The 21797-nt window shown below is 67.5% G+C and carries 20 protein-coding genes; 2 read left to right on the top strand and 18 right to left on the bottom strand.

Going from position 1 to position 21797, the window contains the following annotated elements; translation table 11 throughout:
- Positions 1-5: 5 nt before the first annotated feature.
- From F624_RS0105425 to trxA, 16 genes are all read right to left on the bottom strand, one after another.
- Complete coding sequence (locus tag F624_RS0105425) at positions 6-1118, bottom strand: phosphotransferase (protein ID WP_019573256.1); 1113 nt, start codon at positions 1116-1118, stop codon at positions 6-8.
- Between the two features lies 1 nt (position 1119).
- The gene (locus F624_RS0105430; RefSeq protein WP_019573257.1) at positions 1120-2148 is read right to left on the bottom strand and encodes a histone deacetylase family protein; all 1029 of its coding nucleotides are present in this window, start codon (positions 2146-2148) and stop codon (positions 1120-1122) included.
- 13 nt (positions 2149-2161) lie between these two features.
- Positions 2162-2908, bottom strand: a complete 747-nt coding sequence (locus F624_RS0105435; protein WP_157443327.1) for a GntR family transcriptional regulator — start codon at positions 2906-2908, stop codon at positions 2162-2164.
- Between the two features lie 79 nt (positions 2909-2987).
- Positions 2988-3869 carry a DMT family transporter gene (locus F624_RS0105440; RefSeq protein ID WP_019573259.1) on the bottom strand — a complete coding sequence of 294 codons (882 nt, stop codon included), beginning with the start codon at positions 3867-3869 and terminating at the stop codon, positions 2988-2990.
- Positions 3862-4914, bottom strand: coding sequence for a histone deacetylase family protein (locus tag F624_RS0105445; protein WP_019573260.1), 1053 nt, complete (start codon positions 4912-4914; stop codon positions 3862-3864). The genes F624_RS0105440 and F624_RS0105445 overlap by 8 nt, the downstream gene beginning before the upstream one ends.
- Before the next feature lie 44 nt (positions 4915-4958).
- Positions 4959-6326, bottom strand: coding sequence for an aspartate aminotransferase family protein (locus F624_RS0105450; RefSeq protein ID WP_019573261.1), 1368 nt, complete (start codon positions 6324-6326; stop codon positions 4959-4961).
- 37 nt (positions 6327-6363) lie between these two features.
- On the bottom strand, positions 6364-7320 hold the full coding sequence (locus F624_RS0105455) for a 2-hydroxyacid dehydrogenase (RefSeq protein WP_019573262.1): 957 nt from the start codon (positions 7318-7320) through the stop codon (positions 6364-6366).
- Between the two features lie 9 nt (positions 7321-7329).
- Entirely contained in the window at positions 7330-8961 is a 1632-nt protein-coding gene (locus tag F624_RS0105460; protein WP_031254203.1) for an ABC transporter ATP-binding protein, read from the bottom strand.
- Positions 8962-9023: 62 nt separating this feature from the next.
- Positions 9024-9875: an ABC transporter permease gene (locus F624_RS0105465; protein ID WP_019573264.1), complete on the bottom strand. Its 852-nt coding sequence runs from the start codon at positions 9873-9875 to the stop codon at positions 9024-9026.
- An 8-nt stretch (positions 9876-9883) separates the two neighbouring features.
- The gene (locus F624_RS0105470; protein ID WP_019573265.1) at positions 9884-10858 is read right to left on the bottom strand and encodes an ABC transporter permease; all 975 of its coding nucleotides are present in this window, start codon (positions 10856-10858) and stop codon (positions 9884-9886) included.
- Positions 10859-10903: 45 nt separating this feature from the next.
- A complete protein-coding gene (locus F624_RS0105475; RefSeq protein ID WP_019573266.1) occupies positions 10904-12484 on the bottom strand; it encodes an ABC transporter substrate-binding protein in 1581 nt (526 codons plus the stop codon).
- A gap of 58 nt (positions 12485-12542) precedes the next feature.
- Positions 12543-13328: a class II aldolase/adducin family protein gene (locus tag F624_RS0105480; protein WP_051107325.1), complete on the bottom strand. Its 786-nt coding sequence runs from the start codon at positions 13326-13328 to the stop codon at positions 12543-12545.
- A 443-nt stretch (positions 13329-13771) separates the two neighbouring features.
- Positions 13772-14593 carry a hypothetical protein gene (locus F624_RS0105485; protein ID WP_169426546.1) on the bottom strand — a complete coding sequence of 274 codons (822 nt, stop codon included), beginning with the start codon at positions 14591-14593 and terminating at the stop codon, positions 13772-13774.
- Positions 14594-14685: 92 nt separating this feature from the next.
- Positions 14686-15186, bottom strand: coding sequence for a DUF6932 family protein (locus F624_RS34670; protein WP_157443328.1), 501 nt, complete (start codon positions 15184-15186; stop codon positions 14686-14688).
- A 303-nt stretch (positions 15187-15489) separates the two neighbouring features.
- A complete protein-coding gene (gene rho, locus F624_RS0105490) occupies positions 15490-16752 on the bottom strand; it encodes a transcription termination factor Rho (RefSeq protein WP_019573269.1) in 1263 nt (420 codons plus the stop codon).
- A 238-nt stretch (positions 16753-16990) separates the two neighbouring features.
- Entirely contained in the window at positions 16991-17323 is a 333-nt protein-coding gene (gene trxA / locus F624_RS0105495) for a thioredoxin TrxA (protein ID WP_019573270.1), read from the bottom strand.
- A gap of 266 nt (positions 17324-17589) precedes the next feature.
- Here trxA and F624_RS0105500 point away from each other — a divergent pair, with 266 nt between their 5' ends.
- A complete protein-coding gene (locus F624_RS0105500; RefSeq protein WP_157443329.1) occupies positions 17590-18978 on the top strand; it encodes a TIGR03862 family flavoprotein in 1389 nt (462 codons plus the stop codon).
- 17 nt (positions 18979-18995) lie between these two features.
- Here F624_RS0105500 and F624_RS0105505 read toward each other — a convergent pair whose 3' ends face one another.
- Positions 18996-19262: a hypothetical protein gene (locus F624_RS0105505; protein WP_019573272.1), complete on the bottom strand. Its 267-nt coding sequence runs from the start codon at positions 19260-19262 to the stop codon at positions 18996-18998.
- 74 nt (positions 19263-19336) lie between these two features.
- Positions 19337-20518, bottom strand: a complete 1182-nt coding sequence (locus tag F624_RS0105510) for a GGDEF domain-containing protein (protein WP_019573273.1) — start codon at positions 20516-20518, stop codon at positions 19337-19339.
- Positions 20519-20723: 205 nt separating this feature from the next.
- Here F624_RS0105510 and F624_RS0105515 point away from each other — a divergent pair, with 205 nt between their 5' ends.
- Positions 20724-21707 (top strand): potassium channel family protein, encoded by a 984-nt coding sequence (locus tag F624_RS0105515; RefSeq protein WP_019573274.1) that lies wholly within the window; start codon positions 20724-20726, stop codon positions 21705-21707.
- Positions 21708-21797: the final 90 nt, after the last annotated feature.

Consider the following 21797-nt stretch of genomic DNA (forward strand, 5'->3'; position numbering starts at 1 on the left):
GGCTTTCAGCGGCAGGCTTGCAGAAGTGCGGCTTCAGCCTGGGCCGGGGTGGCGGAGTCCAGGGCCTGAAGTCGGGCCCAGGAGATGGCGTTGTTGCGCAGCAGGTAAGGCGCGTTGTCGGGCTGGCGCGCCGCCCGCCAGCCGCTGATGGCCACCACCATCACCAGGCGGGCCCGCACCAGATCGGTCAGCAGTTGCAGCTCCAGGGCCTGCAGCGGCCATTCGGCGTGGTAGGCCGCCGCAAAGCCCGCGATGGCGGCCAGCGCCCCGGCGGCGCCCCCCTCGCCGCGCTCGTCGAGCTGGTAGGAGGCGGCCACGGCCAGCTCGTTCACGCGCGGGGCCATCACCAGGTCGCCAAAGTCGAGGATGCCGCTGACCTGATCGCTGTGTTGCGCATCGACCAGCAGGTTGTACAGGTTGAAGTCGTTGTGGATGGCCTGGCGCGGCAGGGCGCCCAGCCGAGGCAGCACGCGCTCGACAAAGCCATCGAGGGCCCGGTGGGCCAGGGCCTGGCGTGCCGGGTCGCTCACATGCACCAGCAGGCCGCGCACCAGGTCGGCCCGCTGGATGTCCCAGGGCAGGGCCTGCTCGCCGGCGGGGTGGCTGAAGTCGGCCAGGGCATGGTCCAGGCGGGCCAGCAGGCGGGCCACGTTCAGGCGTTGCGCCTCGGAGCGCGGGGCCTGCGGCATGGGCAGGCCCTCCAGGTAGCTGAACAGGCGCACCACGCGCGGCCCGCCCTCGGGCCAGGGCAGGCTGAGGCTGGGCTGGCCGCTCTGGGTGGGCAGCAGGCGCTGCACCGGCAGCTCGGGGGCCTGGCGGGCCAGGTGCAGCAGCACCTGGGTCTGGAAGTCGGCCACCAGCGCGCTTTCCTGCGGGTGCGAGATCTTCAGCATGCAGGCCGGCCCCTGCGCGGGGCGCACCAGAAAGTTGGCGTCGCGCTCGCCGCTGAGGGCCTGCAATTCAAACCCGTGCAGGCCATAGTGCTGGCTCAGCAGGCCACGGGCCTCGTCCAGCGAGACCGGGGCGGGGGGCGCACTCAGCAAGGCGGCGCCGGGCAGCAGGGCCGCGCTGTCGTGCGCCGGCCGTTCCAGGGTGGAGGGCGGTGTGAGCGTGTTCATGTCACGCCACCGATTCAAAGCCGCGCAGCGCGCTCACCAGATTGGGCCCCAGGTCATCGCCCAGGTAGCCGCCCTCCTGCACCAGCACGGTGGGCAGGCCCAGGCGGGCGATCTCGGCCGTGATGCGGGCAAAGCCCGGGGTGCTGACGGCCAGCATGCGGTAGGGGTCGTGCTCGTGGGCGTCCAGCCCCAGGGCCAGCACCAGGGCGCCGGGGGCGTAGGCCCGCACGTGGGTCAGGGCCTGGTGCAGGGTCTGCAGGTAGCCCTCATCGCCCGTGCCGCGGGGCAGCGGCAGGTTGATGTTGTAGCCCAGGCCCTCGCCCTCGCCGTGCTCGTGGGCGTGGCCCGTGAAATAGGGCGTGCACACATGGGGGTCGGCATGCAGCGAGAGGGTCAGCACATCCTTGCGGCGCCAGAAGATGCCCTGGGTGCCGTTGCCATGGTGCACATCGATGTCCAGCACGGCCACCCGGGCATGGCGCTGGCGCAGGTGCTGGGCTGCAATGGCGCTGTTGTTGAGGTAGCAGAAGCCATTGGCCCGGTCGGTGTAGGCGTGGTGGCCTGGGGGGCGGCACAGCGCGTACACGGCGCGCTCACCGGCCAGCACCAGTTCGGCCGCGTGGGTGGCGCTGTGGGCGGCGGCGGTGGCGGCCTGCCAGGTGTGGCGGCCGATGCTGCAGGCGTTGTCGCCCATGTGGTAGCCGGCCTGGCCCACCAGGTGCTCGGGGTAGGTGAAGGGCTGGCCGGGGAAAGGGTAGACGTTGGGCATCACCTCGTCGGAGGCGTTTTCGAGCTGCTGCCAGCGCTCCCAGGCGGTCTCCAGAAAGTGCAGGTACTGCGGTGTGTGGATGGCAGCGCGCGGGCCGGGGCCATGGTCGTCCGGGGCCAGCACCGTGTGGCCTGCGCCCTGGGCCGCAGTCAGCAGCCGGGTGGCACGTTCGGGTTGCTCGTTGCTGCGCTTGAGGCGGCCGCGCACGATGAACTGTTGCGGGTCGTGGCCCTGGTGCTGGTCGGAGTGGACGATCTTCATGGCGGTTGGGGGGTCAGGGTAGGTTGGGTGGCGCGGCGGTTTGTGCTTGTTGGGCGCGCAGGAACAGGGCTTGCACGTGCTCCTGCCCTTCGATCAGGTGGTGGCGCAGGGCCTGCTCGGCGGCCGCGGCATCGCGCCGGCGCATGGCCTCGATCACCGGGCGGTGCGATTCGGCGATCAGGTTGGGGTCGCGGTAGCTGCCCTCGGTGAGGGCCAGGATCATGCGGATCTCGGTCTGCATGTTGCTGAACAGCCGGTGCAGGTAGGCGTTGCCCGAGATCTCGCAGATGCAGGCGTGGATGCCCAGGTCCAGGGCCACGCGCTCAGCCTGGCCCAGGTGCGGGGCCTGGGCCACCATGTGGTCGACGCGGGCCTGCAGCTGCGCCAGTTGCTCGTCGCTGGCCTGGCGGCAGGCCAGGCCGGTGGCCATGACCTCCAGCCCGATGCGCACCTGGAACAGGTCGTTGATCTGCTGCAGGTCCAGGGTGCGCACCGTGAAGCCATAGCGCGGCCGCGCCACCAGCAGGCCCTGGCTTTCCAGGCGGCGGGCGGCCTCGCGCACCGGGGCCCGGCTGACGCCCATCTGGCGCGCCAGTTCGGCCTCGACGATGCGCGCCCCGGGGGGCAGGCGGCCTTCGACGATGGCCTGCTGCAGCTGGGCTTCGACCACGGCCACCAGATCGGGCAGATCGATGGACGAAAAGCCGGGGGCAGCCGAGGCGGCACGGGGTTCGGGTTGTGGGGCGGCGATGGGGTTCATGGTGTGGCGCGGCTTTGTCTCGATGGGGCCCATGTCGGGGACAACATGGGGGCCGATAGGGGGGCCGATATCGGGGCCGTTACTTTAAGCGCCTCGGCAGTGCCAGATACACGCCAGCTGCGCCGATCAGGGCCATGCCCCCCAGGGCCAGGGCATCGGGTGGCCGCTGGAACCAGAAGGTGCTGATCAGCACCGCCAGCAGCAGCTGCAGGTAATTCATCGGGGCCAGCACCGAGGCCGACACGCGGCGGAAGGCGGCCAACAGCAGCAGCTGGGCCGCCCCGCTGACGAAGCCTCCGGCCACCAGAACGCCCAGTTCGACCCCGCCCGGCCAGGCCACCGGGGTGCTGAACAGGGCCGGCAGGTTGGTCACCACCAGGCACATGGCGGCCATGTAGGCGTATTGAACGGGGGCCGGCACCAGGCCCGACAGGCGCCGCGTGAGCACCTGGAACAGGGCATAGCACACGGCGGCCAGCGCCATCAGCAGCGTGCCGGTGAGGGGCAGGGCACCGCCCGGGCGCACGATCAGCAGCATGCCGGCAAAGCCCACCAGCACGGCCACCCATTGCACGCGGCCGACCTGCTCGCCCAGCACCCAGGGCGACAGGGCCACCATGATCAGCGGGGCGGTGAAGTAGATCGCGGTGGCCTCGGCCAGCGGCATGCTGGCCAGGGCCGTCATGAAGCTGGTGGCCACGATGGCCAGCATGAGGCTGCGCAGGAACAGCAGTTTTTGATGGGGCTGGCGCCACACCCGCCAGTCGCCATGCCGCCACAGCAGCACCGCGGCCATGCTGCCCACGGCCACGTAGCGGGTCAGGTTCATCAGCGTGGCCGGGTAGTGGTTCAGCATCTGCTTGGCAAAGGCGTCATAGCAGGCAAAGGCCAGCAGGGCCGCCAGAAACAGCAGCATGCCCTGGCGTTGTTGGCTGGCCACGGGGGCAGTGGCCTCAGCCATGCAGGCCTTCCAGGAAGGCGCTCAGGCCGGGGCCGATGGCCTCGACCATGTAGCCACCTTCTTGCACCACCACGGTGGGCAGGCCCAGGCGGCGCACCCGTCGGCCCACGTCGCGGTAGGCCTCAAAGTCGAGCCGCAGCACGCTGATCGGGTCGTCTTTGTAGGTGTCGAAGCCCAGGGCCAGCACCAGGGCGCGGGGGGCGAAGTCCAGCAGCGCGGCCTGGGCCGCGTCCAGGGCCCGCGCGAACTCGGCGTTGCCACTGCCGTGCGGCAGCGGCAGGTTGAGGTTGCTGCCGGTGCCGGGCCCGATGCCGCGCTCTTCGGCGTAGCCGGTGTAGAACGGAAAGTACTGGCCCGGGTCGGCGTGGGTGGAGACGGTCATCACCTCGGCGCGGTCGTAGAAGATGTTCTGCGTGCCGTCGCCGTGGTGCGCGTCCACGTCGAGCACGGCCACGCGGCCGAAGTGGCCCAGCAGGCGGGCGGCCGCGCAGGCGTTGTTGTTGACAAAGCAAAAGCCGCTGGCGCGGTCGCTGTGCGCGTGGTGGCCCGAGGGGCGGCACAGGGCGTAGGCGGCGGGGGCGCCGGCGATCACCGCGTCGGCGGCGGCCACCGCGCTGTGCGCCGAGCGCAGGATGGAGCGCCAACTGGGCGCGCCGATGGGGCAGGACAGATCGCCCAGGTAGTAGCCGGTCTGCGCCACCAGCGAGGGCGAGGGGCAGGGCCCGCGGCGCAGGCCGCCGCCCGGGCTGGGGTAGGGGCCCAGGTTGGGCAGCACTTCAATGCCGGGCTCGACGCCGGGGCGGCGCAAGGCCTGCCAGCGGTCCCAGGCGGTTTCCAGGTAGTCCAGGTAGTGCGGGGCGTGCACGGCGGCCAGGGGCTCGCGCCCCAGCTCGGCAGGCTCGTGCACCGGCACCCCGCAGGCCTGCAGCGCGGCCTGCAGGGCGCTGGCACGGCTGGGCAGGTCGGCCGCGGGCATCAATCGGCCCAGGCGCATGAACTGCTGCGGCGTGTGCAGCATCTGGTCGGGCGAGAAGAAGGCTTGCATGGGGCACTCCGGGGGCTGGGGGCGTTTCTGGCGGCGCTGGAAGTTCAGGTAGGCAGGCTGGCTTCGAACAGGTCGAAGGCCTGGTCCAGCCGGTCGAACAGGGTGTCGAGCTCGGCCGCGCTGATGATCAGCGGCGGGCACAGGGCCACGGTGTCGCCCATGGCGCGCACGATCAGGCCCTGTTCCTGGGCCAGCTGGGCCAGGCGTGGGCCGGCCTTGAGGGCGGGGGCAAAGGGCTGGCGGCTGGCCTTGTCGGCCACCAGCTCCAGGGCACCGATCAGGCCCACGCCACGGGCTTCGCCCACGCAGCGGCGCTGGCCGAACTGGCGCAGCCGGGCCTGGAAGCCGGGCGCGAGCGCGCGCACGTGCGCCAGGATGTCGTCGTCCTCGTACACCTTGAGGGTTTCGAGCGCGATGGCCGAGGCCACCGGGTGGCCCGAGTAGGTGTAGCCGTGGCCGAAGGTGCCGATGCGCCCGCTGTTGGCGGCCAGGGCGGTGTGGATGGCGGGCGACACCATCACGGCGGAGATCGGCACATAGCCCGAGGACAAGGCCTTGGCGCAGGTCAGGATGTCGGGCTGCAGGCCGAAGGTGGTCGAGCCGAACATGTTGCCGGTGCGGCCAAAGCCGCAGATCACCTCGTCGGCCACCAGCAGCACCTGGTACTTGCGCAGCACGGCCTGCACTTTCTCGAAGTAGGTTTCGGGCGGCACGATCACGCCGCCCGCGCCCATCACCGGCTCGGCAAAGAAGGCGGCCACGGTGTCGGGGCCTTCCTGCAGGATGCGCTGCTCCAGCGCATCGGCCAGGCGGGTGGCAAAGTCGGCCTCGCTTTCGCCCGGCAGGCCGTAGCGGTAGTGGTGCGGGCACTCGACATGGCTGATGCGGTCTATCGGCAGGTCGAAGTCCTGGTGGTTGGCAGGCAGGCCGCTGAGGCTGGCCGCCGCCACCGTCACGCCGTGGTAGGCGCGCTGGCGCGCCAGGATCTTCTTCTTGCCGGGCTTGCCGATGGCGTTGTGGTAGTACCAGATCATCTTCACCGCGCTGTCGTTGGCCTCAGAGCCCGAGTTGGCAAAGAACACCCGGGCCATGGGCACCGGTGCCAGGGCCAGCAGCTTTTCGGCCAGTTGCGCCACCGCCGGGTTGGAGCGGTGGTTGAAGGTGTGGTAGTAGGGCAGGGTCTGCAGGGCCTGGGTGCCTGCCGCGATCAGGCGCGGGTGGCTGAAGCCCAGCGAGCTGCACCACAGGCCCGACATGCCCTCGATGTAGCGGCGGCCCTGCTCGTCTTCGACATGGATGCCGTCGCCGCGCGTGATCACCAGCGGGCCGACGTCGGCGTGGGTGGCCAGGTTGGTGAAGGGGTGCAGGTGGGCCGCGATGTCCTTGGCGGCCAGCTCGCTGGGGGTATTCATGGTGGGGCTTTCTTGGGGGCTGGAAGGTGGGGGCGGTTCAGTAGCCGCGTTGCAGGTCGACCGCCACCTCGGCGGCCCGGCCGGCGTCGACCAGGGCCAGGTTGTCGGCGGTCTGGCGTGCAATCACGGCCGGGTCGGTGCGGGTGGCGATGTGCGGGGTGATGAGGATGCGCGGGTCGGCCCAGAAGGGGTGTTCGGGGGGCAGGGGCTCTTGCGTCAGGGCATCCAGGGTGGCGGCGGCCAGCTGGCCGCTGGCCAGCGCGGCCAGCAGGTCGGCCTCGACCAGGTGGGCACCGCGCCCGACATTGATCAGGTGGGCACCCCGAGGCAGTTGATTGAACAGCGGCTGGCCCAGGATGCCGCGGGTGTCTTCGGTCAGCGGCAGCAGGCACACCAGGGTGTCGCAACCGGCCAGGAATTCGGCCTGCCCGGCCTCGCCATGGAAGGCTTGCAGGCCCGCGGGCAGTTCGCTTTGGGTGTTGCGTTTGGGCGTGCGGCTCCAGCCGCGCACGCTGTAGCCGATGTTCAACAGCGCCTCGGCACAGGCCAGGCCCAGGGTGCCCAGGCCAGCAATGCCGACGCGGTGCTGGCGTGGCGGCTGCACGGGCTGCTCTTCCCAGCGGCGCGCGGCGGCGCTGCGCAGGTAGGCCCCCATGTGGCGCTGGTGCTGGATCACGGCCCAGGTGACATAGGCGGTCATGCCCTGCCCCATGTCGGGGTCGATGATGCGGCACGCCGGTACCTCGGGCAGGGCCGGGTCGGCCGTGATGTGGTCGATGCCGGCGCCCACCGACTGGATCAGCCGCAGCCGGGGCAGGCGGGCCAGCAGGCCTTCGGGCGGGTACCAGCAGACGGCGGCGTCGATGTCTTCCAGCGGGCCCAGCTCGGTGCCCAGGCGCAGACGGGCCTGGGGGAACTGGGTCTGGAAGGCGGGCAGCAGGTAGCTGAAGTCGAGGTTGCTGCTCAGAAACGCGATGGTGAGGGGCGCGGGCATGGGGCGGGCTCAGTCTTGGTGGGCATTCAGGCGCGGGATGGCGTCGATCAGCCGGCGGGTGTACTCATGCTGCGGGTTGCGCAGCACCTCGGCGCTGGGGCCGTACTCGACCACCTGGCCGCGCTGCATCACGGCGATGTGGTCGCACATCTCGCCGGCCACGCGCAGGTCGTGGGTGATGAAGACCATGGCCAGCTGGAAGCGCTCGCGCACCTCGGCAAACAGCTTGAGCACCTGGGCCTGCACCGACACATCCAGGGCCGACACGGGTTCGTCGGCCACCAGCAGTTCGGGCTCCATGGCCAGCGCGCGTGCAATGCCGATGCGCTGGCGCTGCCCGCCCGAGAACTCATGCGGAAAGCGGTCGGCGGCCTCGGGGCCCAGGCCCACCAGTTGCAGCAGCTCCAGGGCCCGGGCCATGGCCACGTCGCGCGGCACGCCCTGGGCGATGGGGCCGGCGGCCAGGGTGGGGCCGATGCGGTGGCGCGGGTTGAGCGAGGCATAGGGGTCTTGAAAGACCATCTGGATCTTGCCCTTGGCCTGCTGGCGCAGCGCGGCGCCCGACATCAGGTTGCGGCCCTTGAACAGGATGCGGCCCGACTCGAAGGGCGCCAGGCCGACGATGCAGCGGCCCACGCTCGATTTGCCCGAGCCCGACTCGCCCACCAGGCCCAGGGTCTGGCCGCGGCGCAGTTCGAAGTTGACGTTTTTTGCGGCGCTGACCTGGCGCCCCTTGCGGAACAGGCCGCCGCCCGAGGTGTAGGTCTTGCACAGGTCCTGCACCTGCAGCACGTGCATGGGGTCGGGTTCGCCCTCGCGGATCACGGGCTCGCCCTGGGGAATGGCGGCGATCAGCTTCTGGGTGTAGGGGTGGCTGGGCTGGCTCAGCACCTGGCGGGCCGGGCCGGCCTCGACCACCTGGCCGGTCTGCATCACCACCACGTGGTCGGCGATCTCGGACACCACCCCGAAATCGTGGGTGATGAACAGCAGGGCCATGCCGCGGCGCTGCTGCAGCTCGCGCATGAGCTTGAGGATCTGCGCCTGCGTGGTGACGTCCAGCGCGGTGGTGGGTTCGTCGGCGATCAGCAGCCGGGGCTCCAGCAGCATGGCGCAGGCGATCATCACGCGCTGGCGCTGCCCCCCCGAAAGGCGGAAGGGGTAGCTGTCGATCAGCAGGGCCGGGTCGGGCAGGCCCACATCGGCCAGGGCGGCCAGGATGCGGCGGCGCTTTTCGGCGGCGCCGAGCTTCAGGTGGGCGTCGAACACCTCGGCCAACTGCTCGCCGATGCGCATCACCGGGTTGAGGGCGGTCATGGGCTCCTGGAACACCATGCCGATGCGGTGGCCGCGCAGCTCGCGCATCTGGGCTTCGCTGAGCTGCAACAGGTCTTGCCCGTCAAACAGGATCTGGCCGGCCACGGGCTCGACGTGGGGGCGTGGCAGCAGGCCCATGATGGCGTTGGCAATCATCGATTTACCCGAACCCGACTCGCCGACCACGCACAGCGTCTGGCCGGCCTGCAGCGTGAACGAGGCACCCTGCACGGCCAGGCGGCGGTCGCCGCCCGAGGGCAGCTTGATGTCGAGGCCGCGCACTTCCAGCACGGGGGTGTCGGGCAGGGGATCGTTGGCAGGCATGGGGTGGCTTCCGGTCAGGGGCTCGGCACAGGGCTCGGTGGTGGTTTGCAGCACGGCGTTCATCAGCGTCTCCCATCCAGGCGGGCGTTCAGGCCGTCGTTGAGGCCTTCGCCGACCAGGTTGAGGGCCAGCACGGTGAGCACGATGGCGGCGCCCGGGAACACGGCCATCCACCAGGCCTGGCGCAGCACGGTGCGGGCCGAGCCCACCATGTAGCCCCAGCTCATCTGGTTGGGGTCGCCCAGGCCCAGAAAGCTCAGGCTGGACTCCAGCAGGATCGCGGTGGCCACCATCAGCGAGGCCATCACCACGATGGGCGAGGCCGCGTTCGGCAGGATCTGCGTGAGGATGATGCGGGGCGTGCTCTGGCCCGACAGCTGGGCTGCGGCCACAAAGTCGCGCTGGCGCAGCGTGAGGAATTCACCGCGGACCAGGCGCGCCACCGGGGGCCACGAGACGATGGCAATGGCCGCCACGATGGACTTGACCGAGGGCTCGAAGATGGCCACCAGCACGATGGCCAGGGCAAAGCTGGGGATGGCCTGGAACAGCTCGGTAAAGCGCATCAGCGTGGCATCCACCCAGCGCCCGAAGTAGCCTGCCACGGCGCCGATGCTGACCCCGATCAGCAGCGACACCAGGGTGGACACGATGCCGATCAGCAGCGACACCCGTGCCCCCAGCACCACGCCCGACAGGATGTCGCGCCCCATGGTGTCGGTGCCCAGGGCGAAGCCGTTTTGCTGCCCGGGCTGCAAAAAGGGCTGCTCGACCATGTCCCAGGGGTCGTGGGCCGCCAGCAGCGGCCCGAAGGCCACCACCAGCGCCACCAGCATCAGCACGATGAGGCCGAACAGGGCGCCGCGGTTGCGCCGGAAGCGGCGCCAGAAGGAGTTCTTGGAAGCTTGGCTCATGGAAGACCTCAGGCCATTTCGATGCGCGGATCGACCAGGGTGTAGACCAGGTCGGTGAGCAGGTTGAACAGCACGGCCACGGCGGCGGTGACCAGGAAGCAGCCCAGCAGCAGGTTGTAGTCACGCTGCAGCAGGGCGTCGAACATCAGGCGGCCGATGCCGGGCCAGGCAAACACGGTTTCGGTCAGCACGGCGCCGCCGATCATCCCGCCGGCCTGGATGCCGGCCAGGGTGACCACGGGCAGCAGGGCGTTGCGCAGGATGTGGTTGCGCTGGATGCGGCCCGGGGGCACGCCCTTGGCGCGGGCCGTCTTGACGAAATCCATCTGCGCCACCTCGAGCATCGAGGCGCGCGTCATGCGGGCGTACACGGCCATGTAGAACAGGGCCAGGGTGAGCGCCGGCAGGATCAGGTGCTTGCCGATGTCCAGCACCCGGTCCAGCCCGCTCAGCGAGGTGCCGACCGTGAAGAAGCCGAAGCCCGGCAGCCAGTCGAGCTGCACGGTGAAGATCAGCACCGCCATCATGGCCAGCCAGTACAGCGGTGTGGCAAAGAAGATCAGCGCCACCACCGTGATGGCGCTGTCCAGCCAGCTGCCCACCCGCCGGCTGGCCATGGCCCCCAGGGCCACCCCGAACAGCAGCGACAGGGCAAAGGCGCTGCCGGTCAGCAGCAGGGTGGCGGGCAGGCGGTCGGCGATCAGCTTGAGCACCGGCTGCTGTTGCCGGTACGACCAGCCCAGGTCCAGCGTGGCCACGTGGCCCAGGTAGTGGCCGAGCTGGGTGGACAGGGGCTGATCCAGCCCGAACTCCTTGCGCAACTGGGCCACGAACTGGGCGTCCGAGGCCCCGGCCTCGCCCGCGAGCACCGACACCGGGTCGCCGGGGGCGGCGCGGATGAGCAGGAAGTTCACGGTGGCGATCAGCATCAGGGCCAGCAGGCCCTGCACGATGCGGGTGAGCATGTACTGCAGACGTTTCATGGGCAGATCCGGCAAGTAGGTGGGGCGGCTGGGGGGGGCTTGGGCTCAGGTCAGCGAGGCGCGGCTCAGGCTGTCGTTCAGGCCGATGCCCGAGCTGATCGGGTTCTTGACCTTGCTGCGGTACAGCGTGGGGAAGTTGATCTCGTGCAACCAGGCCACGGGCACTTCTTCCAGCAGCAGCTTCTGCACCTCCAGGTAGGCCTTGGCGCGCGATTCAGGGTCGGTGGCGCGGGCGCCGGCGGCAAACAGGGCGTCGACGCGGCTGTTGCTGTAACCCTCGACGTTATTGAAGGGCGAGCCCTTGGCGATGTTGCTGCTGGTGTAGTTGCGGGCCACGCCCAGGGCCGGGTCACCGTACTGGTAGACGTAGGTGAAGGCGATGTCGTAGTCCCACTCGTTGAGGCGCTGGTTCCAGCCCGCCACGTCGGTGCCGGTGAGTTCGATCTTGATGCCGGCCTGAGTGAGGTTTTGGCGCACGATCTCGGCCTGGCGCTGCCACGACTCGCCATAGGGCAGGGGCAGCAGCTTCAGCGGCTCGCCCTTGTAGCCCGATTCGGCCAGCAACTGCTTGGCCTTCTCGAGGTTGCGCGGGTACTTGGCCACGTCGTCGCTGTAGTACTTGATGTGGCTGTTGAAGGGGCCGGTGGCGGGCTTGGCAAAGCCCTGCCAGGCGATCTTGGCCATGGCCTCGCGGTCGATGGCAAACATCACGGCCTGACGGAACTTGACGTTGTTCATCGGGGCCTTGCGGTTGTTAAGCCACAGCCACGAATGGGGCGAGAAGAACTCCCAGCCCTTGGTGGTCAGCGTCACCCCGGGCAGCTTGGACAGGCGCACCACGTCGAAGAACTCGACCGCGCCGCCGGGCACCACGTCGACCTTGCCCGATTCGAAGGCCGCGGCCCGCGAGGCGGCGTCGGGGATCACGTGGAAGTACAGGCTTTCCAGCAGCGGCTGGCCAGGCGTGTGGTAGGCCTCGTTGGCCACCAGCTGGATGTACGAACCCTTGACCCACTCCTTGAACTTGAACGGGCCCGTGCCCAGCGGCGTGGCATTGGCCGGGTTGGTGGCGAAGTCGGTGCCCTCGTAGACATGCTTGGGCACCATGGGCATGGTGCCGGTCTCGAACAGGCCCAGGAAGGGGCCGAAGGGATACTTGAGCTTGAATTCGACCGTCAGCGGGTCGATGGCGCGCACGGTGTCCAGGCACTCCAGGTTGCCGCGCAGGCGGGCGTGGGTCTTGCGCAGGAACACGTCGACCGAGAACACCACATCGGCCGAGCTGAAGGGCTTGCCGTCGTGCCACTTCACGCCGGGCTTGAGCTTGAAGGTGTAGACCAGGCCGTCCTTGCTCATGGTCCAGGCGGTGGCCAGCAGGGGCTGCGGGTTGAGCTTCTCGTCGTAACGCAGCAGGCCTTCGTAGATGTTGCCCGCGATCAGTTGCGTGGGGCCGTTCTGCACCATGCCCAGCATCAGGCCCGGGGGTTCGGGCTGCACCAGCACGTTGAGCACACCGCCTTTGCGGTCCTGGGCGAGCACGCTCAGGGGAATGCCAGCCAGGGACAGGCCGAGTCCAGACAGGCCGAGTCCGCTGGCACCGAGTTGAATCATTTCACGACGCTTCATGGCAGGAGTCCTTTGTGGGTGAGGGTGGGGCAGGAATGCGCTTGGATGACAGAGGGGATCAGTCGCGGAAACTGCTGGGCGCGGGGCGCTCCAGGTGCTTGAGCAGGCCCAGCCATTCGCGCTGGTTGGGGTCGGCCTGGCCAGGCAGGCGGTTGCTGTCGCCGCTCTCGTACTGGCGGGCCGTGCGCTCGCACACCTCGGGCGAGACGAGGCGAACCGGCTGGCCGCTGCCCTGGATGGCCAGTTGCACCCGGCAGGCGCGGTCGAGGTTGAGCATCAGGATCAGCGCTTCGGAGACCGTGCGGCCCAGCGTCATGAGGCCGTGGTTGCGCAGGATCATGGCGCGGGCCGTGGGGCCCAGGTCGGCGATCAGGCGTTCGCGCTCGTCCAGGTCGAGGGCGATGCCCTCGAACTCGTGGTAGACGACCCGGTTGTAGAACTGCAGCGCCCACTGGTTGCAGGGCTGCAACCCATCCTGCAGCGACGACACCGCCACGCCGGCCACGGTGTGGGTGTGCAGCACGCATTGGGCGTCATGGCGGGCCGAATGCACCGCGCTGTGGATGGTGAAGCCGGCCGGGTTCACGTCATAGGGCGAGGGCTCGATGATCCGGCCCTCCAGATCGATCTTCACCAGCGATGAGGCGGTGATGTCGCGGAACAGCAGGCCGTAGGGGTTGATCAGGAACTGGTCCTGGGTGCCGGGCACGCGGGCCGAGATGTGGGTGTAGATGCTGTCATCCAGCCCGAAGTGGGCAATCAGGCGGTAGGCCGCGGCCAGGTCCTGGCGAACCTGCTGCTCGCTCTGGCCTTCTGGGGCGGTGGGGGTAGACACAGTCGACATGCACGCTTCCTTCCGGTTGGCCGGGGTGCTTGCCTAGTACAAGATGCCCCGTTTTGAGTTGATCTTCGACAGAAGACTGTCGACAGTTATCAACTTAGCAGGTTCCGGGCCAGGAAAGAACACCCTGAAAACCCTGAGTCAGGCCGTTCTTCGTGCGCTTTTGGTGCCTGCGTGCACCAGCGCAGGTCAAAGTCGCCACCAGAAAACGGTCTTCCGTGGGGCGCTCGCGGCTTTTCTGCAGTGCGTTCAGCGTTGATGTGCCCATACCCTTCATTCGGACTCTGGGGTTCGATGACGCGCGGGTATCCGCCTTCTCGCCAAGGTGCACGGCCTTGGAATTGCGCCGAGCCTGGGCTGGCTTGCGGCCCAGTGCTTGGCCCACCTGGCACACCTGGCCCACTGATGCTTGGTGTACCTACAGGGCCCTTGGCCGTATCCCCCAGTCAGGTCTCGACGCTGATCAATTGGCGTTTGTAGATGTCGCGTTTTTCCACACTGTCCCAGTACCTGGCCGTTTCAACGCGCAGCCGGGCACGGGTTGTGATGGTCAAGCCTTGCACCTGTTGGGTCAGTTGCAAAGGAAATCGGATCGACACCTTGCCATGGTCGGTGCGCAGGTCGAGGCGGCCTGTATCCGTGATGCTGGCCACCCGGCCTTCGATGGTCTCCTGATAACGCTCTGGTTCTCGCACGGTCTCGAGCATCATTCGCAGGCGGATGATCTCATCGGTACGGCCCTCCCAGGTACGCATGCCTTTGGGGGATTGCCATGCGACCTGCGCCGCCAGTCCTGCATCGCTCAGCGCTTTCATGAACTCGCTCAACTGATGGGCTGACTTTCCACCGATGGCATCCACGGCGTCGTAGAAGTCGTTGGTGCTGGCGTTCAAGAGGCTGAAGGTCTGCGTCAGGGTGGCCTGCAGCAGGTTTTCGCCGGTGAGGTCGGGGGTGCCGTTGCCTGTTACAAAGATGCGTGTTGATCCATAGGCCAAGCCCGACAACTTGAGGTTGAGTGCATCGACCACGTCGTCGCCTATGCCTCGAGCAGAGTCCTGTCCGTAGCGCAGGCGGTGCGCAGCCAGTTTCAAGGCTTTCGAAAGGGGGCTCATGGCGGCGATGAACCAGTCCAGCGAAATGCTGCCATTGGCCTGGGGTCCGATCAGGCGCAGGTCAACCAGTTCGCCCGCCTCTTCGGCCAGGGCAAGGGCCAGTGCGCGCTGCGTGTCGTGTGCAGCGTCTTCTTGAACTTGGGCGGCCAGTTGCAAGAAAAAATCGTCCGGAGCGTGGTGGGCTCGCTCGCGTGTTTTTTGGGCAAATTCGGTCAGTGTGCTGGCGTGGTTTCGGAGAAATTGGCTGTTCATAGAGATAGCTCCGCGAATCCTTTGGCCGTGATCCGGTCGCGTGCAAAGCCCAATACGCCGCGCCAATAGGCTTCGCGATGAAAAGTTTCGTCAGATTGCGGTAGTTCGAGGTAGAAGTCCAGACCGTAAATCGCTCTTGCAGTGGGTTGATCAAACAGGCGCTGCAGCATTTGCCGATGGGCCTGGGTTGGAGCGCTTGCTTGGGCCCAATGGGGGTTCCAAAGCACGCAATCAATGTCATCCGGATCAGGCTTTTGGGTCAGGAAAGACCCGTCAAGCCAGAGCGTGCCGCGCACGTTCAATGAGTTGACGGCTGCCGTCCAGGTCGCCAGCCTGTCAAACAGAAGGTGACGTCGGGTCCCTTCGGGAAAGGGTGCAACAGCCAGTTTGTGCAGTTCGAGCAGGGTGAGCCTGTGTAGCCCAGGGGGTAAGAGCGCTGGGTGATCGTGTTTGCCATGGGCTGTCGTTTTCCCTTCTGTTCCGCGTCCATCCTGCATTCGGTGATCCATCTGATGGTCAGATGCCGGCTGCACGGTAGCAGTGGGGGCAAATGGTGCGAAGGTGCTGACACGGCCGAGGCGCCGAATGGCAGCAATGGGTCGATGGCGGCTCTGCGCAGCTTTGTCAGGTTCGTTGAGCAGCGTTTGATGGCCTGCCTGTCCCTGTGTGCTGGAGGCATGGCTTCCGGCGGAACTGCATCCTTTCAGTCGGGCCTCTGATGAGCCAAAAAAAATCCCGCAGGCGGCAAGGCGTGCGGGATTCGGGTGCGCCCCTGTTCGGGGCGCCGGGGCCGGGGCGGGTCAGCCGCCGCGGCGCATCATGTCGAAGAAGTCGACGTTGGTCTTGGTGGCCTTCATGTTCTTGATCATGAGTTCCATCGACTCGATCTCGTCCATGTTGTACATGAACTGGCGCAGGATGCGGGTCTTTTGCAGGATCTCGGGGGCCAGCAGCAGCTCTTCGCGGCGGGTGCCGCTCTTGTTGAGCTCGATGGCCGGGAACACGCGCTTTTCGTACAGGCGGCGGCTCAGGTGGATTTCGCAGTTGCCGGTGCCCTTGAATTCTTCAAAGATCACTTCGTCCATGCGGCTGCCGGTGTCGACCAGGGCGGTGGCGATGATGGTCAGCGAGCCACCTTCTTCGACCTTGCGGGCCGCGCCGAAGAAGCGCTTGGGGCGCTGCAGGGCGTTGGAGTCCACACCGCCCGACAGCACCTTGCCCGACGAGGGCACGACGTTGTTGTAGGCGCGGGCCAGGCGGGTGATGGAGTCGAGCAGAATGACCACGTCTTTCTTCAGCTCGACCAGGCGCTTGGCGCGCTCGATCACCATCTCGGCCACGTGCACGTGGCGGGCGGCGGGCTCGTCGAAGGTGGATGCGATGATTTCGCCCTTCACCGAGCGCTGCATTTCGGTCACTTCTTCAGGGCGCTCGTCCACCAGCAGCACCATCAGGTGCACGTCGGGGTTGTTGGCCGTGATGGCGTGGGCGATGTGCTGCATCATCACCGTCTTGCCGCTCTTGGGCGGCGCCACGATCAGCGCGCGCTGGCCGCGGCCGATGGGCGAGATGATGTCGATGATGCGGCCGGTGATGTTCTCTTCGCTCTTGATCTCGCGCTCAAGCCGCATCTGCTCCTTGGGGAACAGTGGCGTGAGGTTTTCGAACATCACCTTGTGCTTGTTCTGCTCCGGGGGGCCACCGTTGACGGCGTCGAGCTTGGTCAGGGCAAAGTAGCGCTCGCCATCCTTGGGCGTGCGCACTTCGCCTTCGATCATGTCGCCGGTGTGCAGGTTGAAACGGCGCACCTGGCTGGGCGAGATGTAGATGTCGTCGGTGCTGGCGGTGTAGCTGCTGTCCGGGCTGCGCAGAAAGCCAAAACCATCGGGCAGGATTTCCAGGACGCCGTCGGCGAACACCTGCTCGCCGGCCTTGGCGCGCTTCTTGATGATCGCAAACATCAGCTCCTGTTTGCGCATGCGGCCCGTGTTTTCGATCTCAAGCTCTTCGGCTTGCTTCAACACTTCAGACACATGGAGTGCCTTGAGTTCGTTCAAATGCATGGAGGGTCCTGCGTGGACTGACCCGGACAGTGGGTCGCCAAAAAATCCCTTGCGGGCTGACTGATTCGGGGGAGGTTTGGGGGGAGGCGAGAGAGGCCTCGCAAACCGGACATTCGATTCGGAAGGTTGGTCTGCCATCCGATGAATTGCGCTGATTATGACAGGAAAATCAGGCCGCCCGTTTCAGCGCAGCGGGCGCCTGCAAAACACGGCCCGCACAGGGCGGGCCACAGGGGTATCAGGCCAGTTGCTGGTCGATGAAAGCGGTGAGGGCCGCCTTGTTCAAAGCGCCGACCTTGGTGGCTGCCAGATTGCCGTTCTTGAACAGCATCAGCGTGGGGATGCCACGGATGCCGAACTTGGCCGGGATGTCGCGGTTTTCGTCGACATTCATCTTGGCGATCTGCAGCTTGCCTTCGTAGCCGGCAGCCACTTCGTCGAGGATGGGGGCGATCATCTTGCAGGGGCCGCACCATTCGGCCCAGTAGTCGACCAGCACGGGCTTGTCGGCTTGCAGAACGTCGGCTTCGAAGGAGGCGTCGGAGATGTGTTTGATCAGGTCGCTGGCCATGGTGTCGTTTCCTTGGGATGAAGCGTAAGAAAAGGAGTGATGCGCTTGAGTTGGCGGCATTGTGACAGAAACCAAGTCCTTTGATGGGGCATCTCGCGCCTATGGGCGACATAGGCAAAAGCCATCAGAACATTCTGCGGGTTTTGGGCTGTTGTGTCCTGCTGGCCGTGGGCGAGGCCAGCGGGGCTTGCGTCACGCATACTTGCACCCCTGGCGACGCCGCCGCACGGTGCCCGCCTTGACTTTTTTCTGATCTGCCTGCCCCCATGACCTCTGCTGCTTCTTCGATTTCTTCCGTGGCCCCATCGGCCGCTCCTTCTGCGCACCCGGGCGCAGCCCCTGTGGTGGTGGTCGGGGGCGGCCCGGCCGGCCTGATGGCGGCCGAGGTGCTGGCCAGCGCCGGAGTGGCGGTGCACCTGTACGACGCCATGCCCTCGGTGGGGCGCAAGTTTCTGTTGGCGGGCAAGGGGGGCTTGAACCTCACGCATTCCGAGCCGCACGAACCTTTCATGAGCCGCTATGCCGAGGCCCGCGCGGCCCTGGAGCCCTCCATGCACGATTGGGGCGGCCCCGAGTGGCGGGCCTGGGCCGCCGGCCTGGGCATAGCGACCTTTGTGGGCAGCTCGGGGCGCGTGTTCCCGACCGACATGAAGGCGGCACCGTTGTTGCGGGCCTGGCTGCATCGCCTGCGCGGCCTGGGGGTTCAGTTCCACATGCGGCACCGCTGGCTGGGCTGGGACGCCTCGGGCGGCTTGCTGCTGCAGGGCCCGCAAGGGGCGGTGACGGTGTCGGCTCGGGCCGTGGTGCTGGCGCTGGGCGGCGCCAGCTGGGCGCGTCTGGGGTCGGACGGGGCCTGGGTGCCCTGGCTGCAGGCGCGTGGCGTGGCCGTGGCGCCGCTGCGGCCCTCGAATTGCGGTTTTGAGGTGGCCGCCACGGCGCGCGGGCAGGGTGAGTCAAGGGGCGAGTCACGGCGCGAGTTCCTGGGCGAGCTGCTGGGCCATGAGGCCGCCCCCAAGACCGGCTGGACCCCCTTCTTTGCCGAGCGCTTTGCCGGCCAGCCGTTCAAATCGGTGGCGCTGCGGCATGTGGACGGCGAGGGGCGGGTGTTTGAGCGTCGCGGCGAGTTTGTGGCCACCGCCAGCGGGGTGGAGGGCAGCCTGGTCTATGCGGTGTCGCCAGCCCTGCGTCGTGGCATCGAACAGCACGGCAGCGCCACTTTCGAGCTGGATCTCTTGCCCGACCATTCGGCCGAGCGGGTGCTGGCCGAAGTGCGGCATCCCCGGGGTTCCCGCTCCTTGTCCAGCCACCTGAAAGGGCGGCTGGGGCTGGACGGCATCAAGATGGGGGTGCTCAACGAGCTGCTGAGCCGCGAGCAGATGAACGACCCGACCCAGCTCGCCGCAGCCATCAAGGGCTTGCCCATCACCGTGGTTGCTACCCGTCCCCTGGACGAGGCCATCAGCACGGCAGGCGGCGTGGCCTTCGAGGGACTGGATGCCGACCTGATGCTGGGCTCATGCCCGGGCGTGTTCTGTGCCGGCGAGATGCTGGATTGGGAGGCGCCCACGGGCGGCTATCTGCTGACGGCCTGCGCCGCGACCGGCCGCCGGGCAGGGCAGGGCGTGTTGCGCTGGTTGGCTGCCCAGCCCGCTTGAGCGGCCTGGGTTGACGCTCAGCGCCAGCCGCGGTGCCAGCCGTGATCGGGGTGGTGCCAGCCCCAGCCGTAGCGCGGGTGCTGGATCCAGACCCAGCCCACGCCCGGGCTGGCATAGGCAGGGGCCACATACACCGGGGCCGGTGCTGGCGCGACATAGACCGGTCCGGGGTTCACCACCACCGGGCGGGCAGGCACCGGCGCCACGACGCAGCCGGTGAGGCTGGCGCCGATGGCCAGGGTGACCAGCGTGATCAGGGAGCGGATGGGGGTCTTTTCGAGCATGTGAGGCCTTTTGTCAGCATTCTGATACCGATAACGCCCGACGAATGGCGAGGTTGACCCCTGTTACCGAGGCTTTACACGACCCGGTTGCGACCCCATTGTTTGGCCTGGTACAGCGCCTGGTCTGCCGCCGCGTAGAGGGTGTCAAAACTGGCCTCCGCATCGGGTGCGGTGCTGGCCAGGCCAATGCTCACGCAGATGCCCAGGGGGCGCCCCTGCACCTGGGCCGGGGTGTTCTGGATGCGCAGGCGCAGCTTTTCGGCCAGCACGCGCCCGGCCTCGGGCCGGGTGGCAGGCAGCAGGATGATGAACTCTTCGCCCCCCAGGCGCCCGACCAGATCGGTGCTGCGCACCGTGCCGGCACACAAGGCCGCCACATGGCGCAGCACCTCGTCACCGGCGGGGTGGCCCCAGGTGTCGTTGACCTGTTTGAAGTGGTCCAGGTCCAGCAGCAGCAAGGTGGTGGGGGTGCCCTGGCGCCGGGCCCGGGCCAGCTCGTTGCGCGTCAGCTCGACGAAGGTGGCGCGGTTGAGCAAGGCGGTCAGACCATCGACCCGGGTCAGGCGTTCGAGCTCGCGCTGTTTGGTCTGCAGCGCCTGGTTGGCTTTTTCAAGCGCGCGCTGCTGCAGGGTGATCACGGCAAATTTGCGCCACAGCAGCACCGACAGCGTGAGCCCCAGCAGGCAGGCGCACACGCCGTTGACCCGGTTGGACAGCAGGTTGTCGGGTTGGGCCTGGGTCAGCCCGATGCCCGCCATGAAGCCCCCAGCCGCCAGGGCAAACAGCATCGCCGATTCGCGTGGCCGCAGGTGCAGCAGCAGGCCGGCCAGCATGCAACCCAGCACAAACGGGGTGATGTTGGGGGTGACCCACTGGTCGATGCAAGCCAGCACCGTGGCATACACCAGTTCGGTGACCAGCCAGGCCAGGGGCAGCAACCGGCCGGCCAGGCGCCGGGCGTCATGCCGGAGGTGGTGGGTCAAGCCCATGAAGACCAGCATCAGCAAGCCCATGGCGAGGTGGGCCCAGAGCAGCCCGAACAGCCAGTCGCGCGAGGCGCCCGAACTCTCCAGCAACAGCAATCGGAAGGCAAACACCAGGGTGGACAGGGCACTGAGCCCGCACAGCAAAGGGGTCAGGATCCGCATGCGGGCCAGGTTGATCTCGCCGGCCTGGGGGACCACCTGATCGTGCTCGCGGGCCCATTGGCGAAGCTTGAACCGCAGGGCTGGCCAGTCAAACGGTAGGGAGAGCATGGTGAAGCGGTGGGGCGAAAAAGCGGATCATCGACGATGAGACCAAAGCACTCTAAACCGATTTGGGGCCCTTCGTCGCCTCCGATGAGCAGGCTTCAGTCCTGCTCAGGCGGTTTGATTGGGTGGGCGGGTGGCACAATCCGCCCGATCCGATTTGATGGGTGCCCCTTTGTCCAAACGTTTTCCCGGCAGACATTTTTCAGGCTTGGCCCGGGGTCTGTTGCTGCTGCTGCTGATCCAACTGGCCGGCACGCTGGGCTACCACTACATCGGGCGGCCCACGGCCACCTGGATCGACAGCTTCTACATGACCTTCATCACCATCGCCACCATCGGCTATGGCGAGACGGTCGATCTTTCCAACCACCCCATGGGGCGGTTGTTCACCGTGTTGATTGCCGTGGTGGGCATCGGCACCATGAGTTACCTGTTCTCCACCATGGTGGCCTTGCTGGTGGACTACGACCTCAATGCGGCCATCAGGAGAAGGCGGATGCAGAAGGAATTGGACCGGCTCAGCGGTCATTACATCGTGTGCGGCATCGGGCGCGTGGGCTCCAATGTGGCCGACGAGCTGGACCTGACCCGGCGCCGTTACGTGGTGGTGGAAACCAACCGCCAGGTGCTTGACGAGTGGCTGGAGCACCACCCGGATGCTTTGTACCTGCACGAGGATGCTGCGGACGACGAAGCCCTGCTGCGTGCCGGCCTCAGCCGCGCGGCGGGGGTGTTCGCGGTCACGGGCGACGACAGCCACAACCTGATGGTGTCGCTGTCGGTCAAGCTGATCAACCCGGCGGCGCGCGTGGTGGTGCGCCTGCACGACATCCGCAATGAAAAAAAGGCCCGCCGCGCCGGCGCCGACGAGATCGTGTCACCCGACTTCACCGGGGGCATGCGCATCGCATCGGCCATGGTGAGGCCGCATGTGGTCAATTTCATGGACCAGATGCTGCACAGCGACGAGGCCATGCGGATGGAGGAACTGGTGCTGCCGGCCCACTTGGCGCCTTGTGCCCTGAGCGAGGCCGTGCCCCGCGCACGCGACTATGTGGTGCTGGCCGTTCATGCGGGTGGCGTCTGGGTCTTCAACCCCGATGAATCCCACCAGCTGAAGCCTGGCAATACCCTGGTGCTGATGACCAACCCCGCCGGGCGCGAGGCGCTGGAGCGGCGGTTGAAGGGGTGAGACGAGGGTGCGGGGCCTAGGAGGGTGCTGTGCCGGGCCGTGGCGCCGCTGCGAAGGCCTGGGGTGGCCATTCGCTCGCACATGAATTGG

It is taken from the genome of Curvibacter lanceolatus ATCC 14669, from assembly GCF_000381265.1.
Taxonomy (GTDB): Bacteria; Pseudomonadota; Gammaproteobacteria; order Burkholderiales; family Burkholderiaceae_C; genus Curvibacter; species Curvibacter lanceolatus.

Coding starts and splice junctions, on each gene's coding strand:
- F624_RS0105425 (WP_019573256.1), bottom strand. CDS start 1,118: ATGAACACGCTCACACCGCCCTCCACCCTGGAACGGCCGGCGCACGAC.
- F624_RS0105430 (WP_019573257.1), bottom strand. CDS start 2,148: ATGAAGATCGTCCACTCCGACCAGCACCAGGGCCACGACCCGCAACAG.
- F624_RS0105435 (WP_157443327.1), bottom strand. CDS start 2,908: ATGAACCCCATCGCCGCCCCACAACCCGAACCCCGTGCCGCCTCGGCT.
- F624_RS0105440 (WP_019573259.1), bottom strand. CDS start 3,869: ATGGCTGAGGCCACTGCCCCCGTGGCCAGCCAACAACGCCAGGGCATG.
- F624_RS0105445 (WP_019573260.1), bottom strand. CDS start 4,914: ATGCAAGCCTTCTTCTCGCCCGACCAGATGCTGCACACGCCGCAGCAG.
- F624_RS0105450 (WP_019573261.1), bottom strand. CDS start 6,326: ATGAATACCCCCAGCGAGCTGGCCGCCAAGGACATCGCGGCCCACCTG.
- F624_RS0105455 (WP_019573262.1), bottom strand. CDS start 7,320: ATGCCCGCGCCCCTCACCATCGCGTTTCTGAGCAGCAACCTCGACTTC.
- F624_RS0105460 (WP_031254203.1), bottom strand. CDS start 8,961: ATGCCTGCCAACGATCCCCTGCCCGACACCCCCGTGCTGGAAGTGCGC.
- F624_RS0105465 (WP_019573264.1), bottom strand. CDS start 9,875: ATGAGCCAAGCTTCCAAGAACTCCTTCTGGCGCCGCTTCCGGCGCAAC.
- F624_RS0105470 (WP_019573265.1), bottom strand. CDS start 10,858: ATGAAACGTCTGCAGTACATGCTCACCCGCATCGTGCAGGGCCTGCTG.
- F624_RS0105475 (WP_019573266.1), bottom strand. CDS start 12,484: ATGAAGCGTCGTGAAATGATTCAACTCGGTGCCAGCGGACTCGGCCTG.
- F624_RS0105480 (WP_051107325.1), bottom strand. CDS start 13,328: ATGTCGACTGTGTCTACCCCCACCGCCCCAGAAGGCCAGAGCGAGCAG.
- F624_RS34670 (WP_157443328.1), bottom strand. CDS start 15,186: ATGCAGGATGGACGCGGAACAGAAGGGAAAACGACAGCCCATGGCAAA.
- rho (WP_019573269.1), bottom strand. CDS start 16,752: ATGCATTTGAACGAACTCAAGGCACTCCATGTGTCTGAAGTGTTGAAG.
- trxA (WP_019573270.1), bottom strand. CDS start 17,323: ATGGCCAGCGACCTGATCAAACACATCTCCGACGCCTCCTTCGAAGCC.
- F624_RS0105500 (WP_157443329.1), top strand. CDS start 17,590: ATGACCTCTGCTGCTTCTTCGATTTCTTCCGTGGCCCCATCGGCCGCT.
- F624_RS0105505 (WP_019573272.1), bottom strand. CDS start 19,262: ATGCTCGAAAAGACCCCCATCCGCTCCCTGATCACGCTGGTCACCCTG.
- F624_RS0105510 (WP_019573273.1), bottom strand. CDS start 20,518: ATGCTCTCCCTACCGTTTGACTGGCCAGCCCTGCGGTTCAAGCTTCGC.